General features: G+C 38.0%; 14 protein-coding genes and 1 pseudogene. 2 read left to right on the top strand and 13 right to left on the bottom strand.

The genetic code is table 11. From position 1 onward, the window contains the following. Positions 1-80: 80 nt before the first annotated feature. The 4 genes from J9537_RS06640 to J9537_RS06625 form a co-directional block, all read right to left on the bottom strand. Positions 81-533: a hypothetical protein gene (locus tag J9537_RS06640; RefSeq protein WP_218257180.1), complete on the bottom strand. Its 453-nt coding sequence runs from the start codon at positions 531-533 to the stop codon at positions 81-83. 72 nt (positions 534-605) lie between these two features. Beyond that, positions 606-968: a thioesterase family protein gene (locus J9537_RS06635; RefSeq protein ID WP_218257179.1), complete on the bottom strand. Its 363-nt coding sequence runs from the start codon at positions 966-968 to the stop codon at positions 606-608. Next, positions 965-2,182, bottom strand: coding sequence for a CCA tRNA nucleotidyltransferase (locus J9537_RS06630; protein WP_218257178.1), 1,218 nt, complete (start codon positions 2,180-2,182; stop codon positions 965-967). Before J9537_RS06630 ends, J9537_RS06635 begins: the two co-directional genes overlap by 4 nt. Further along, on the bottom strand, positions 2,179-2,529 hold the full coding sequence (locus J9537_RS06625) for a nucleotide pyrophosphohydrolase (protein WP_218257177.1): 351 nt from the start codon (positions 2,527-2,529) through the stop codon (positions 2,179-2,181). The genes J9537_RS06630 and J9537_RS06625 overlap by 4 nt, the downstream gene beginning before the upstream one ends. Positions 2,530-2,696: 167 nt before the next feature. On the opposite strand from J9537_RS06625, the gene J9537_RS06620 reads away from it, so the two are divergent. Continuing rightward, the gene (locus J9537_RS06620) at positions 2,697-3,587 is read left to right on the top strand and encodes a YitT family protein (RefSeq protein ID WP_010744629.1); all 891 of its coding nucleotides are present in this window, start codon (positions 2,697-2,699) and stop codon (positions 3,585-3,587) included. Between the two features lie 72 nt (positions 3,588-3,659). After that, positions 3,660-3,755, top strand: a pseudogene (locus J9537_RS20870) (IS3 family transposase); the annotation flags it as partial. Positions 3,756-3,766: 11 nt separating this feature from the next. On the opposite strand, the gene J9537_RS06615 reads toward J9537_RS20870, so the two are convergent. The 9 genes from J9537_RS06615 to J9537_RS06575 all read right to left on the bottom strand — a co-directional run bounded on the left by J9537_RS06615 (position 3,767) and on the right by J9537_RS06575 (position 12,768). Further along, positions 3,767-4,312 carry a YpiB family protein gene (locus J9537_RS06615; RefSeq protein WP_010744627.1) on the bottom strand — a complete coding sequence of 182 codons (546 nt, stop codon included), beginning with the start codon at positions 4,310-4,312 and terminating at the stop codon, positions 3,767-3,769. Between the two features lie 13 nt (positions 4,313-4,325). Then, entirely contained in the window at positions 4,326-5,573 is a 1,248-nt protein-coding gene (locus tag J9537_RS06610) for a tetratricopeptide repeat protein (protein WP_218257176.1), read from the bottom strand. Further along, positions 5,574-6,626 (bottom strand): hypothetical protein, encoded by a 1,053-nt coding sequence (locus J9537_RS06605; RefSeq protein ID WP_218257175.1) that lies wholly within the window; start codon positions 6,624-6,626, stop codon positions 5,574-5,576. A gap of 162 nt (positions 6,627-6,788) precedes the next feature. Then, positions 6,789-7,514 carry a hypothetical protein gene (locus J9537_RS06600; protein ID WP_010744624.1) on the bottom strand — a complete coding sequence of 242 codons (726 nt, stop codon included), beginning with the start codon at positions 7,512-7,514 and terminating at the stop codon, positions 6,789-6,791. Positions 7,515-7,779: 265 nt separating this feature from the next. After that, entirely contained in the window at positions 7,780-8,055 is a 276-nt protein-coding gene (locus tag J9537_RS06595) for an HU family DNA-binding protein (RefSeq protein WP_010744623.1), read from the bottom strand. A 228-nt stretch (positions 8,056-8,283) separates the two neighbouring features. Further along, positions 8,284-9,594, bottom strand: a complete 1,311-nt coding sequence (der, locus tag J9537_RS06590) for a ribosome biogenesis GTPase Der (RefSeq protein ID WP_010744622.1) — start codon at positions 9,592-9,594, stop codon at positions 8,284-8,286. A gap of 439 nt (positions 9,595-10,033) precedes the next feature. Then, positions 10,034-11,254: a 30S ribosomal protein S1 gene (rpsA, locus tag J9537_RS06585; RefSeq protein ID WP_010744621.1), complete on the bottom strand. Its 1,221-nt coding sequence runs from the start codon at positions 11,252-11,254 to the stop codon at positions 10,034-10,036. Positions 11,255-11,400: 146 nt separating this feature from the next. After that, on the bottom strand, positions 11,401-12,072 hold the full coding sequence (gene cmk, locus J9537_RS06580; RefSeq protein ID WP_218257174.1) for a (d)CMP kinase: 672 nt from the start codon (positions 12,070-12,072) through the stop codon (positions 11,401-11,403). A 60-nt stretch (positions 12,073-12,132) separates the two neighbouring features. Beyond that, positions 12,133-12,768, bottom strand: a complete 636-nt coding sequence (locus J9537_RS06575) for a LysM peptidoglycan-binding domain-containing protein (RefSeq protein ID WP_218257173.1) — start codon at positions 12,766-12,768, stop codon at positions 12,133-12,135. Positions 12,769-12,827 lie beyond the last annotated feature (59 nt).

Here is a 12,827-nt window from a genome sequence, read left to right as displayed (position 1 = left end):
GACTATAGATTTCTCGGATCGACAATTTTATCCATAAAAAAAACAAGTACCCGGTTATTGGGCACTTGTCCATTCATTGATTAGAAGTTATCTCCATAGACATCATCCACATTTTTGGTTGGATCAATTACAATGTATAAGCTTTTTGTTTTCTCTGAAACTTTTGTCGATTGATAAACATTGTCCAAGCCTTCATTGTCTTTGTCCTTGTATGGGAAATAGACTGAATCAGGATGTCCAGCTCGATAAATGATTTCCATTCGTTCGATGTCCTCAAACTTACGTGCTCGCTCAAACATGCCTAATTCTAAACCGCCTAAATTAATATCTGTTGTTTGAACATGATCGCCTTCTTGATAAATCTCAATCTTAAAACCTGCACAAGGATGAATTTCTACAAACTCGCTGCCATTAATTCTTCCGAAACTTGTCGTAATTTGTTTGATCCACAAATCGCCAATATAACGGCGATCGATCGTCCATGTTTCACCATTACGAAAATAGAATTTTAACGCTGTCATTTCTCTTGCCATTCTGCATTCTCCTCACTAATGATCTAAAATTAAGTTTAGCATACCTTGAGTAAACGGTCACATGTTGTGCTTCTACTTCACTTTTTTAAGGAAAGCTGCTGTTTCGACAATCACTCGTTGATGCGTTGCTTCGCCAACTAGCTGCTCATCAACAAAGGCCTTGATCGAAAAAGAAACTTTATTCGTATCGATCCTTTCTGACTCTGCTTCCACCTTTACATCTGCTCCAATTGCTGTTGGTGCTATATGCTTAAGGTTCATTGTAAAACCAACACTTGTATAATTAGATGAAAGCTCTGGTGCCAATAGTCGTTTCGCACAATTCTCCATCATCGCTACTAAAGCTGGAGTTGCTAAAACCTCCAAATCGCCTGATCCCATTGATAGCGCCGTTTGTTCCTTTGTGACCTGATAGTATTCCGTTAATTTTTTCATGGCATCTCCTTTTTCAAAAATTCTTCTGCAAAATTCAACAATCGCTCTTTTTCATTCTTTAAATTTCCTTCGACTACCTCACGCTCTAATGTATTTAACGTCATACTAATCCATGGGCCCTTAGGATAATCAAAGTGGTCCATTATTTCATTTCCCTTCACCGATAGATCCTTCAATGAATAAAGGGGCAAATATTGATAAAGTAAGCGTATTTTAGCCAAATTGGGTTCGCGATCAAAATAATAAAGCAAGTATTCAACTGAAAGAGCCAATTCTCGTCCCAATTGATACAAGGTCCAATTGTCCCACTCATATTTTAAACGAAATTGAAGTGCTGGTACCATCTGTGTCACTTCACGAATTAATTGATTCGAACATTTCCATTCTTTCATGAAATGGCGAATATCGGTAATGTTCATGTCCAGCATTGTCATTAGCAAAGTCCATGCCTGCCGTTCAGTCGGAATTGCCGGCCCTCGTAGTTCTGAGAAGTTTAATAGTGCTTCTCCATAGTTTCTTAGACCTGGACAGTAAATGTAGCATTCTGACTCCACAAAAGAACGTAAACCGGCTTCACGAAACGAACCCATCATTAATTTTACAAATTCTACATTGATACGCTCCACCGATATTTTTGCCAACAAAGAGTGGTATTCTTGAATCGCTTGAAATGTTTCAGGTTCTAAAGTAAAACCCAAATGACTAACAAAACGTAATGCACGCATCATTCGTAAAGCATCCTCATGAAAACGCTCGTAAGGATTGCCTACTGCCCGCAATATCTTATTGCGCAGATCGTCCAACCCATCAAAAAGATCAATCACAGTGCCATCAATACCAACTGCTAATGCATTGATCGTAAAGTCTCTTCGTTTTAAATCTTCCTTTAATGAACGGACGAATTCCACATGGTCTGGTCGACGATAGTCTTGATACGTGGATTCTGTTCGAAACGTTGTTACCTCATAGGTCGCTTCTTTAGTAATCACCATGACGGTCCCATGATCAATGCCGACATCAATGGTTCGATGAAAAAGCTCCTTCACTTCAGCTGGAAAGGCACTTGTTGCAATATCCACATCATGAATTGGCTTATTCAATAAGATATCTCTAACGCTTCCCCCGACATAATAGGCCTCGTATCCAGCATTCTGTAATTTACGTAAAATGGGCATTGCTCCTTGAAATTCTAAAGGAAATGCTTCTAATCTCATTTTGACTCACCTTCTGTCAATCCATCTTTACGTTCGAATCTAAAGCGATCCCGCCGATTGAACTTCTTCATATTCTGATCGAAAACTTCTGTTAGATCAATTCCTAGAGAATTCGCCATAATAATTGTGACAAATAATACATCCCCTAACTCTTCTTCAACTGTATTTGGTCTCTCAGAATCCTTTTTCGTTTTTTCTCCATAATGATGATTCACTTCGCGAGCCAGTTCACCCACTTCTTCTGTTAAACGAGCCATTTGACCCAGTGGGGAAAAATAACCTGTTTTAAATTGTTGTATATAATCATCAACTTCTTGTTGCATGATTCTCATTGTCTTTTCATTCATCAAACCACCTCAAACCTATCTTATCAAAAAACAGATTTGTTTCCTATCATGTTGTTGTAACTATCTGAAATTCATGCTATGTTGATTGAGGACTGAAATTGTGTGCCGGATGAGTACACAGCATTTGTTTAAAATCGATTTATACATTCAAAATCAGGAGGTGTCGTATGGAAACGACTATGTCTACACGAATCAAAGAAATTCTATTTATTGTGGTGGGAACAGCCATATATGCCTTTGGTCTAGTGTATTTGAATATTGCAAATCACTTGGCAGAAGGCGGCGTCACTGGTATTACTTTGATTATTCGAGCCCTTTTTGGCATCGATCCTGCTTATACTACCTTGCTTATTAATATCCCATTGATTTTAATTGGTGGGAAAATTTTGGGAAAACGGTCGTTCTATTACACCATCTTGGGTACCGTTTGCCTTTCCGTTTTCTTATGGATTTGGCAAAGAATACCGCTTCAGATTAATTTGGACCATGATCTTTTTATTGTATCCATCTTAGCTGGGCTATTTGCCGGATTCGGTAGCGGGCTGGTTTATCGAAATGGTGGAACCACTGGCGGTGCGGATGTTATCGCACGAATTTTGGAGCAAAAAATCGGGTTTACAATGGGAAAATCTCTATTGGTTTTTGATATTATTGTTTTGATTTGTTCACTGACTTATTTAGATTTGAAACGAATGATGTATACTTTGATCGTCTCATTTGTATTTAGTAAAGTAGTAGATATGCTTTCATCTGGTGGATATGCGGCTAAAGGTGTGATGATTATCTCTAACGAAAGTAATGTAATCGCTGAATTACTGATGGCTCATTTAGAGCGTGGGGTGACTTACTTACACGGTGAAGGTGGTTTTTCATCAGAATTGAAACGCATCGTCTACATTGTCGTATCACAGCAAGAAATCAATGAAGTGAAAAAAATCGTGCACTCTGTCGATGAGAAGGCCTTTATTTTAATTAGCAATGTTCACGATGTCGAAGGAGAGGGCTTCACCTATTTAAAACCTCAACGTCGAAGATTCACTCTGAAGCGAAGCAATTAAAAAGATATCGCAGACAGTGAGCCGACCCCCAAAAGTTAGACCAAAATCTAACTCTTGGAGGTCGGTATTTTTATGGCTAAATATAGTTTTGAATTCAAATTGAAAGTAGTTCAAGAATACTTAGATGGGAAAGGTGGTTATAGCTATTTAGCAAAGATACATTCGGTTGCGGTATCTTTTTATTCGTGTATGGTTAATTTAAGCCTGTTTAGTTCATCTGATAAGATGAGAAAAGCTTCCTTGTCGCCATCTTCTAAGGCCATATCAATTTGCTTTTTCAATAAGTCTACTTGTGCTTCCTGTTCTTGAAATTTCAAATAGTTTTCCACTTCCGTTACGATCTCTTCACTAACATTATCATTCCAAGAAAGTGCGGGATTGTCCTCAAGAACGGATAAATATTGTGCATTTTGCCATGAATTTGGAAAAATGCATTCTAGGTATAAAGGTTGTTGCCAATGCAGACGAATTTCATGAAAAATCTGATCACTATTCGAAAACTGATGTCCCTCAATTGAAAACACCATCGGTTCCTCACGTTGGGTAATGTCTCGAAAAACTAATCCACGTTTTGTTTCTAGCGCCTGCTCGACAATGTGGACATTTCGTAGAATTGCTTCATGATTAATTAAGTAATTCAAAATCCAAATCACTTCTCGACGTTGAAAACTTACATTATTGATCAACCACACGAGAAATTCACGTTTTTCACCTACATCGATCATTTTTCTCACCTCTCTACTCTTCTAATAATGATTGTACTTCTAAATCACCAGGTTCTTGTTGCAAGTAGCTCATTAAAACAACTCGTGCCTGTTCTAATTGACCATCCTCACGTAAAAAGACTCCGTATGCCTTCAAAAAGTCCGGCTCATGAGACAGATCTTCATACGCTTGCTTATAATAGGTGCGAGCCGCATCGAAATCTTCTAGTTCGTTATAGGCCTGCGCTAAATTCCATGCAGCGTAAGGATTATCCTCCTCATCCATCTGGGAAATCATCTCGATCGCTTTATCAGGCTGGTCTTCATTTAGATAAAGGTTACTTAATGTCAACAAAGTTTCATCCATTTTATCGCCTGTTTCAATTGCCTGAATTAACAACTCTTCAGCTTTTTTACTATCACGCAATCGATAAGCGATTTCAGAGGCTAAATGCAGTAGTTCCACTTGATAAGGATTTTCTTTGATTCCTTCCTCTGCAGCAAGCAACGCTTCTTCCAGTAATTCTTCTTCTTTCAAACTATCAGCAAGATAGTAATAGCCACTTTGGTATTGAGGATCAAGTGTAATTAACTCCTGTAAGTAATTAATGGCTTTTTGGTGATCATGCAACTGATAGTAGGTAAACCCTAGTTGGAATAACCGATCAGAAGTATGTTCTTTTTCCAATGCCCGTTCTAAAAATGGGATTGCCTCTTCAAATCCGCCCATCATACTATAGGCTGAACCGATTCTTTCATCAATTGAAACATTCGCAATCTCATCAATGCCCTGCTTTTGAAGCTGTCCATAGTCATTGATGGCCTCTCCTAATTGATTCGCAGAAAAATGTAACTCTGCAAGAGCAAATGTAATCAAAGGTTCTTCTGGTGCAATCGTTTTGGCTTGCAAAAGCTTTGCTTCGCTAACCTCAGGAATACCTAGAACCTGATACAAGTCGGCTGTCACTAACAGACTTTCTAGATAATTTTCACTGTCAGGTTCAATTTTTTCTAAGTACGAGAAGGCTCCATCAATATCATCATTTTCAATCGCAATTTCTGCTAAAGAAAGATAAAAAACATCTTCTTGAGGAAAATCAGTCACTAATTTTTCTAATACTTTTTTTGCTTCTTCTAAAAAACCTAACGCTTGTAATTCTTCAGCTAAACTAGCTAAAATTTCTGGATCATCTTTTTTTAATGCCTCTTCAAACATTAGATTTGCTTCTGTTAAATCTTCATTTTTTAATGCTGCAAGCATTTTTTCACTATAACTTGACATCTATTCTCCCCTGATCTCTGTTACGATTTTTTGATATACTTCAAATGTTTGAAGCAACTCTTTTTGGGTCGGGACTTTTTCCATACCGACTTCACCGATTTGAATTAATCCTGCTAAGGGCTTTTCCTGCGCTAAGGCAATGACTTGCTGCCCGTAATCAGCCAAGGAGATTCCTTCTGGCATCATAATAGGAAATCCTAATCGCACCAACCATATCATAAAATTTTTAAAATTGAAATGAAGATTGCTTGTTGTGACATTCCATGCAACCTCAAATAACAAGCCAAACATCGTCTTCATACTATTGGATAATAATGACCCATTCTCTGTTTGAAAAAAAGCTTTCTCAAATATTTTACCAAAATTACGCAGTTCCTCGCTATTGTCCTGATAGTAATAGATCAGCGTCTCGCTGAAAGCAGAAAAAGAGTGCTGAAAAAGGGCTTCCCGCGTAGGAAAATTCTTGTATAAACTTTGTAAAAAGGGATAATCACAGACTATACCACAACGAATCAAGGTCAAAAGGTCTACCATTTTCCCAGTTTTTTGTTGATCAGCCAAAGTATGATCAAACAGAATGCTTTTTGGTACCTCTTCGATTTCCATAACTGTCATCAAATTTTTATCTGAAACTATCTGATCAATAAAGGACAGACTTTGAGCAAAGGATCTAAGTGATACAGGAAAAAAGCACAGCTCTGCTGAGAGATTGGTAACATGATGAGTAAAACCCAAAAGCTCAATAACCCCTTCGTTTCCGATCCCAAGAAAGATTGTTTCCTTTTGTCGGCTAAAGCGTTCTAAAAAATGAATCAATTCTTGAAAACTTTCCATTGTATTGCAGTACCGATTGTTAGGCGTGATAAACCAGTCATGAGTACTTGTTTTAGGGATAAATTGTCGTAGTTTTTCAGCATACAGATCATAGTATCGTTGATTTCCACAAAATAGAATTTGTTTATTTTGTAAATCTTTTTCACGCATCATTGAAGCGACGGTCTCTCCATAAATAATCTGTGTTTCCTTCTTTTTATTTTGATAGGTTATTTCCATCCCGCTCACCCCGTTTTCTTTATTTTATACTACAAAAAAACCTCCCGCAACAAAACTGCGAAAGGCTATGAGACATTTCATCTCTATTTATTACAGGAATAAAAAAGTATCTGGATTATACCTACAAAAAAATACAGTTCACGTAAGAATAATAGTACTTAGTTATTGACTTTGTGGTGTGTTTTGCTGATTTTGTGTAGTGCCACCGTCCTGATTTGAAGGCGTCTGTTGCCCATTGGATTGACTTGGCTGTACACCTTGTTGATTATCTTGAGGTGTTTGTTGCTGATTATTTTGATCCTGTTGCGGCTGTTGCTGATAGCTTTGCCCTTGTTGGGGTTGTTGCTGATAGTTTTGTCCCTGTTGTGGTTGTTGGTAAGGTTGTTGAACCCCTTGATTTGCTTTTTCTTCCACTTCTGACAGCTCTTCAAAGGTTAACAAGCCATCTCCATTTAAATCTGATGGGGAGTAGCCTTCTTTGATCACACGTTCTCCATTGGATAGAATTCTCAATACGGTTACCTGTTCGCCCCAAGGAGTTGTTAGCACCTGACCAACACTGGAAGTATCAATTGTCTTTGATTCATCTGTCGCCACTGTGGAAACAGATGTCGAATCGTTCAAACTTACTTCTCGTTTGGGAATTGCCTCTTCATCCGAAGATCCATAGAAATACAGTCCGACTAAAACAAGAATCAATAATAGCGGAACAGATACTAGCAATATAATAAAGTTGCGACGCTTTCTTTTCTTATCTTCTTGTTCCAGTAATGCATCTGCTTCTAAAAAAGCTTGTCGCCACTTAGGATCATTTTTTCTTTGTGCAAGAAACTCATACGAATGCCAAGAGTCGTTTTTCTCAACATAAAATAGACGCTCCTTTGACATCGCTTCACCCTCTTTCTTCCCTTATTTTTTCTCCCATTATTGAGTAGTATATCATTTTCTAAAAAGCCATTGAGCTACTCCAAAGAAAAAATAAAAATCTTTTCTTCATTTTATCGTATGTAAAGCCTTTCGTAAAACAAAAAATAAGTTACAAACAGAATGAAATAACGACATCAATAAGAAATAAGTATCAATTAATTTTGTACTCATTTCAGACAAAAAACCGCTGTGACTGTTAAAGTCACAACGGTTTTAGCAGCAAAAATTATTTAACTGCATCTTTTAGCGCTTTACCTGGTTTGAACGCAGGTACTTTGCTTGCTGGAATTTCGATTTCTTCACCAGTTTGTGGGTTACGTCCTTTACGGGCCGCACGTTCACGTACTTCAAAGTTACCGAAGCCGATCAACTGAACTTTTTCACCTTCAGCTAATGCGTCTTGGATAGTTGAAAATACAGCATCGACAGCAGCTGTAGCGTCTTTCTTAGTTAAGTCAGTAGCTGCTGCAACTTTTTCGATCAATTCTGCTTTGTTTGCCATGAATGAATTCACCTCCTGAGAAATGAGTAGTGATGTCTAAACATCAACTGATAACTGAGTGGTCCAGCCATCAGCAAAGAAATATTGATTTGGTCAATATTCTGTTATAACGATAGCATAAGAACCTTATGTTAGCAAGGTTTTTAACGATTAATGGCACAAAATTCATGGTTGTTTTATCATTCAGAGAAATCTGTTGTCACCAAAATAAAAGTATGATAAAATACCTTATTTTCTTCTCCGAGCGATTATTTTTATCGGTGTTCCTTCAAACTCAAATGCCTTTCGAATTTGATTTTCTAAAAACCGTGCATAAGAAAAATGCATAAGTTCTTCTTCATTTACAAAAACCACAAATGTCGGAGGCTTTACCGCTACTTGAGTCGCATAAAAAATCTTTAATCGCTTGCCTTTATCTGTCGGTGTTGGATTAATTGCAACAGCGTCCATAATGATGTCGTTCAATACAGAAGATGGGATACGCAAGTTCTGATTCATGCTGACCTCTTCTATCATCGTTGGAATTCTATTCAAACGTTGCTTGGTCATTGCTGAGACAAAAACAATTGGTGCATAATCCAGATAAGCAAACTCATCACGAATTTCTTCCTCGAATTTTTTCATGGTATTGGTATCTTTTTTGACCAGATCCCATTTATTGACCACGATAATCACACCTCGACCCGCCTCATGGGCATAACCGGCGATTCGCTTATCTTGTTCACGAATCCCTTCTTCCCCATTTAAAACGACAAGAACAACATCCGAGCGGTCAATCGCGCGCATCGCACGCATAACAGAATACTTTTCTGTATTTTCATAAACTTTGCCGCGTTTCCGCATTCCAGCTGTATCAATCATTGTAAATTCTTGACCGTTTTCACCAACAAATTTTGTATCAATTGCATCCCTTGTTGTTCCTTCAATATCTGAAACGATTACTCGGTCTTCGCCTAAAATAGCATTGATTAGTGAAGATTTTCCAACATTCGGACGACCAATTAAACTAAATTTGATAGATTGATCTTCATCATCTTCATTTTCTGCTGGGAAATGTTTGACTGCTTCATCTAGTACATCTCCTAAACCAAGCCCATGGCTTCCAGAAACAGGATACGGTTCTCCTAATCCCAATGAATAGAATTCGTAAATGTCGTTACGCATTTCAGGATTATCTACTTTATTCACCATTAAGATGATTGGTTTTTTACTACGATACAAAATTTTTGCTACTGCTTCATCCGCATCAGTGACGCCTTCTTTTCCACTTGCCACAAGTAAAATCACATCTGCTTCATCAATCGCAATTTGAGCCTGTTGTTTAATTTGTTCCATAAAAGGTTCATCACCAATATCGATTCCACCGGTATCAATGATTGAGAATTCATGATCCAGCCATTCACCTTTTGCATAGATTCGATCACGTGTTACGCCAGGCGTATCCTCCACGATTGAAATGCGTTCCCCAGCGATTCGATTAAATAATGTTGATTTACCGACGTTCGGACGGCCAACGATGGCAATTGTAGGATTTGACATAATTTAATTCCTCGTTCCTAATTACTGTATTAAATTTTTTAAAAAATGAGCCTAATGCTCATAGTATCTACTTTTGTGATAAGTATGTCCTGTTCCAATCCATAGCAGCAACTGAGTTTACTAGGACAAAAACATACTATAAAACTTAGAGCATACTCAAATTGCTAGAATAAATTTCCACAAAATCTATTATCGATTCAACTACATTCTCTTCTACTAATGAACTACTTAGTAGAGCTAGCAACGGCGTTCTTTTTTTCAAATTCTCTTTAGTTTAACCAAGAAAGCTCCTTCTTGCAAGAGAAGGAATCATTTTCACGGATGAATTAATAAGAAAATTAAGTTGTTTCCGTTTGAAGAATTTTCAGATTCTATGCGCATTCAATGATTTTTGCATAAAAAAGAGGCGTGCTTAAACACGCCTCAAAATAGCTAATATTTATTCGTTGTCCTCTGAGTCTTCATTTAAAGCATCGCCTAAGATGTCTCCCATTGTGAAGCCAGTATTTTCCTCAGGCAACTCATAAGATTCTTCTTCTACAGGTTCTGCTTTAGCCTCTTCAGGCTTTTCTTCCAATGCTTTAATTGAAAGTGCTACACGATGCTCTTCAGGATGTACTTCAAGAACTTTTACTTGTACTTGATCCCCTTCATGTAAGACTTCGTGCGGTGTCGCAATATGCTTGTGAGAAATTTGAGAAATATGAACAAGTCCCTCTACACCAGGGAAAATTTCAACAAAAGCACCGAAGCTGGTTAAGCGTTTCACTGTTCCTTCAAGGATTGAACCAGGTGCTGCTTTTTCTTCGATATCTGTCCAAGGACCAGGCAGATTCGCTTTAATTGATAAAGAGATACGCTCTTTCTCTGGATCTACAGAAAGCACTTGAACTTCAACTTCATCGCCTACATTCAAGACATCCGCAGGTTTTGCCACATGGCTGTGAGAAATTTCTGATACGTGAACCAATCCATCAATACCGCCAAGATCAATAAATGCGCCGAAATCTGTAAGACGAGCAACTTGACCCTTAATGACTTGACCTTCATATAGATCTGCTAAAATTTCCTTTTTCTTCTCTGCTTTTTCAGCTTCCACCACTGCTTTATGAGATAGAATCAAACGATTCTCAGAAGGCTCGATTTCAATAATTTTGAATTTCAATGTTTTTCCAGTATACGCTGAAAAATCATCCACAAAGTGATCGTCAATCATTGATGCTGGTACAAAACCACGTACACCTACATCAACTACTAAACCACCTTTGACGCTGCTAGTTACCGGTGCTTCGATAATTTTTCCATCTTGGAATTCTTTTTCGATATCTTCCCAAACCTTTTTCGCATCTAAGCGTCGTTTAGAAAGAAGATAACTACCATTTTCTTTGTCTTTTCCGATAGAAGAGATAACGACTAAATCAAGAATATCGCCAACCTTGACTTCTTCATTGATATCTTCAACAGGTAATGTTGAAAGTTCTTTAGCAGGAACTACACCTTCTACCCCTGCACCTTCAATACCAACGATAACTTGTTTATCTTCTAAGGCGAGCACCTCACCTTTAACAATATCGCCAACTTGAACTTCATGCACACTTTCCATTGCTGCTTCCATGGAAACATTTTCGTTTTCCATCGAATTTTGTTCTAATTCTGTCATGTCGTTTGTCCTCCTTACCAACAATTCTGCGTAAAATACACTACATGTTCTATTTTAGAATAATCCACATGAAAAATAAAGCGATTTCTTCTTTTTTTCTAAAAATTTGAAAGAATTTCGCTTTATTTATCGATTTTATCCAAAATTTAGAAACCTTTTGAGTAAATGACCTCTTTAATCTTCGTTACTACCTGTTCGATCGACATTCCAGTTGTATCGACCAATTCAGCATCTGCTGCTTGAACTAATGGCGAGACTTCTCTATGAGAATCTAAATAATCGCGTTTTGCGATGGCTTCTTTGATTGCCTCAAAGTCCATTTTTATACCCTTTTCCTGATTCTCTTTGTAGCGACGCTGCGCGCGTTCTTCAACACTTGCCACTAAAAAAATCTTTACCTCCGCTTTAGGTAAGACGGTCGTTCCAATATCGCGACCGTCCATTACGACGCCGCCTTTTTGTGCTAATTGACGTTGCGCCTCTACTAACTCTTCTCGAACTTTGCCATGAGCAGATACTTCTGATACCGCAGCAGTAACATCGGGCTGACGAATTGCTTGAGTAATCTCTTCATCATCTGCAAAAACCAATTGTCCATGATTAGATTGTTTAAAAGTAATAGGGTACTGCCTTGTCAAATCAGCTAAAGCAGATTCATCTGAAAAAGCTATTTGATGTTTAATTGCTAAATAAGTAATCGCTCGATACATGGCACCTGTATCTACATATATAAATTTAAAATCATTCGCTAAAATTTTTGCTACTGTACTTTTTCCAGAGGATGCTGGACCGTCAATTGCAATTGAAATATTTTCCATGGTTTGCCTCTTTTCAATAAATAAGCCGTAATCGCTAACGATTACGGCAAGATATTCAAATTATTTAATACGTACCTGTTGACCTGGATCAAAATAGAAGTTGCTTCTGTCCATTCCATTCAACCGAAGAAATTCATCAACAGAAAGACCATATCTTCCAGCAATTTGTTGAGGGCCTTCGCCTGATTGGACTGTACCATATTGGGCATTCGGATCATCAGCTACACTTGAAGATGGCGTTGTTTGTTGTGCCGCTTGAGCTGCTGCCGCCTCTGCTGCTGCCTGAGATTGAGATGCTGCGGCTTGTGCTGCTTGTTGTTCTGCATCGGCTTGTTGTTGAGATTCTTGTGCAGCCTGTGTATCTGTTGAAGCTGTACTTTCTTCAGTACTGCTTTCTTCGGTGCTAGACTTTTCTGTCGAAGATACTTTAGACACCTGCGTTGTACTCTCAGGAGAGGCCGCTGGCTTGTCATTATCACGAGTAATCCAGAAAAAGGCACCGGCTGGAATCAAAATAAGGGCTAACAATAATGCGACTAGAATCGTTAAGAATTTCGTATTTCCGCCACCTTTATTACCACCACCACTACGACGAGACTGGCTGCGTGAATAAGTTTCTTCTTCACTATCAGATTCGTAAATATGTTGATCCCACGGTTCATTATTCGTATCGTTATAGCGATCTTTTCTACTCAATTTCTCTAACCTCCTAAATGCTATCGCCATGTATTATACCATAGCTCAAAAAAAATATG

Origin of the sequence: Enterococcus raffinosus, from assembly GCF_019175485.1 — a bacterium.
Lineage (GTDB): Bacteria > Bacillota > Bacilli > Lactobacillales > Enterococcaceae > Enterococcus_A > Enterococcus_A raffinosus.
Note: the sequence above shows the minus strand (reverse complement) of the source record. Positions and strands in the feature narration are given on the sequence as shown.

Coding starts and splice junctions, on each gene's coding strand:
- J9537_RS06630 (WP_218257178.1), bottom strand. CDS start 2,182: ATGAGATTAGAAGCATTTCCTTTAGAATTTCAAGGAGCAATGCCCATT.
- J9537_RS06625 (WP_218257177.1), bottom strand. CDS start 2,529: ATGAATGAAAAGACAATGAGAATCATGCAACAAGAAGTTGATGATTAT.
- J9537_RS06620 (WP_010744629.1), top strand. CDS start 2,697: ATGGAAACGACTATGTCTACACGAATCAAAGAAATTCTATTTATTGTG.
- J9537_RS06605 (WP_218257175.1), bottom strand. CDS start 6,626: ATGGAAATAACCTATCAAAATAAAAAGAAGGAAACACAGATTATTTAT.
- der (WP_010744622.1), bottom strand. CDS start 9,594: ATGTCAAATCCTACAATTGCCATCGTTGGCCGTCCGAACGTCGGTAAA.
- J9537_RS06640 (WP_218257180.1), bottom strand. CDS start 533: ATGGCAAGAGAAATGACAGCGTTAAAATTCTATTTTCGTAATGGTGAA.
- J9537_RS06600 (WP_010744624.1), bottom strand. CDS start 7,514: ATGTCAAAGGAGCGTCTATTTTATGTTGAGAAAAACGACTCTTGGCAT.
- rpsA (WP_010744621.1), bottom strand. CDS start 11,254: ATGACAGAATTAGAACAAAATTCGATGGAAAACGAAAATGTTTCCATG.
- cmk (WP_218257174.1), bottom strand. CDS start 12,072: ATGGAAAATATTTCAATTGCAATTGACGGTCCAGCATCCTCTGGAAAA.
- J9537_RS06610 (WP_218257176.1), bottom strand. CDS start 5,573: ATGTCAAGTTATAGTGAAAAAATGCTTGCAGCATTAAAAAATGAAGAT.
- J9537_RS06615 (WP_010744627.1), bottom strand. CDS start 4,312: ATGATCGATGTAGGTGAAAAACGTGAATTTCTCGTGTGGTTGATCAAT.
- J9537_RS06635 (WP_218257179.1), bottom strand. CDS start 968: ATGAAAAAATTAACGGAATACTATCAGGTCACAAAGGAACAAACGGCG.
- J9537_RS06595 (WP_010744623.1), bottom strand. CDS start 8,055: ATGGCAAACAAAGCAGAATTGATCGAAAAAGTTGCAGCAGCTACTGAC.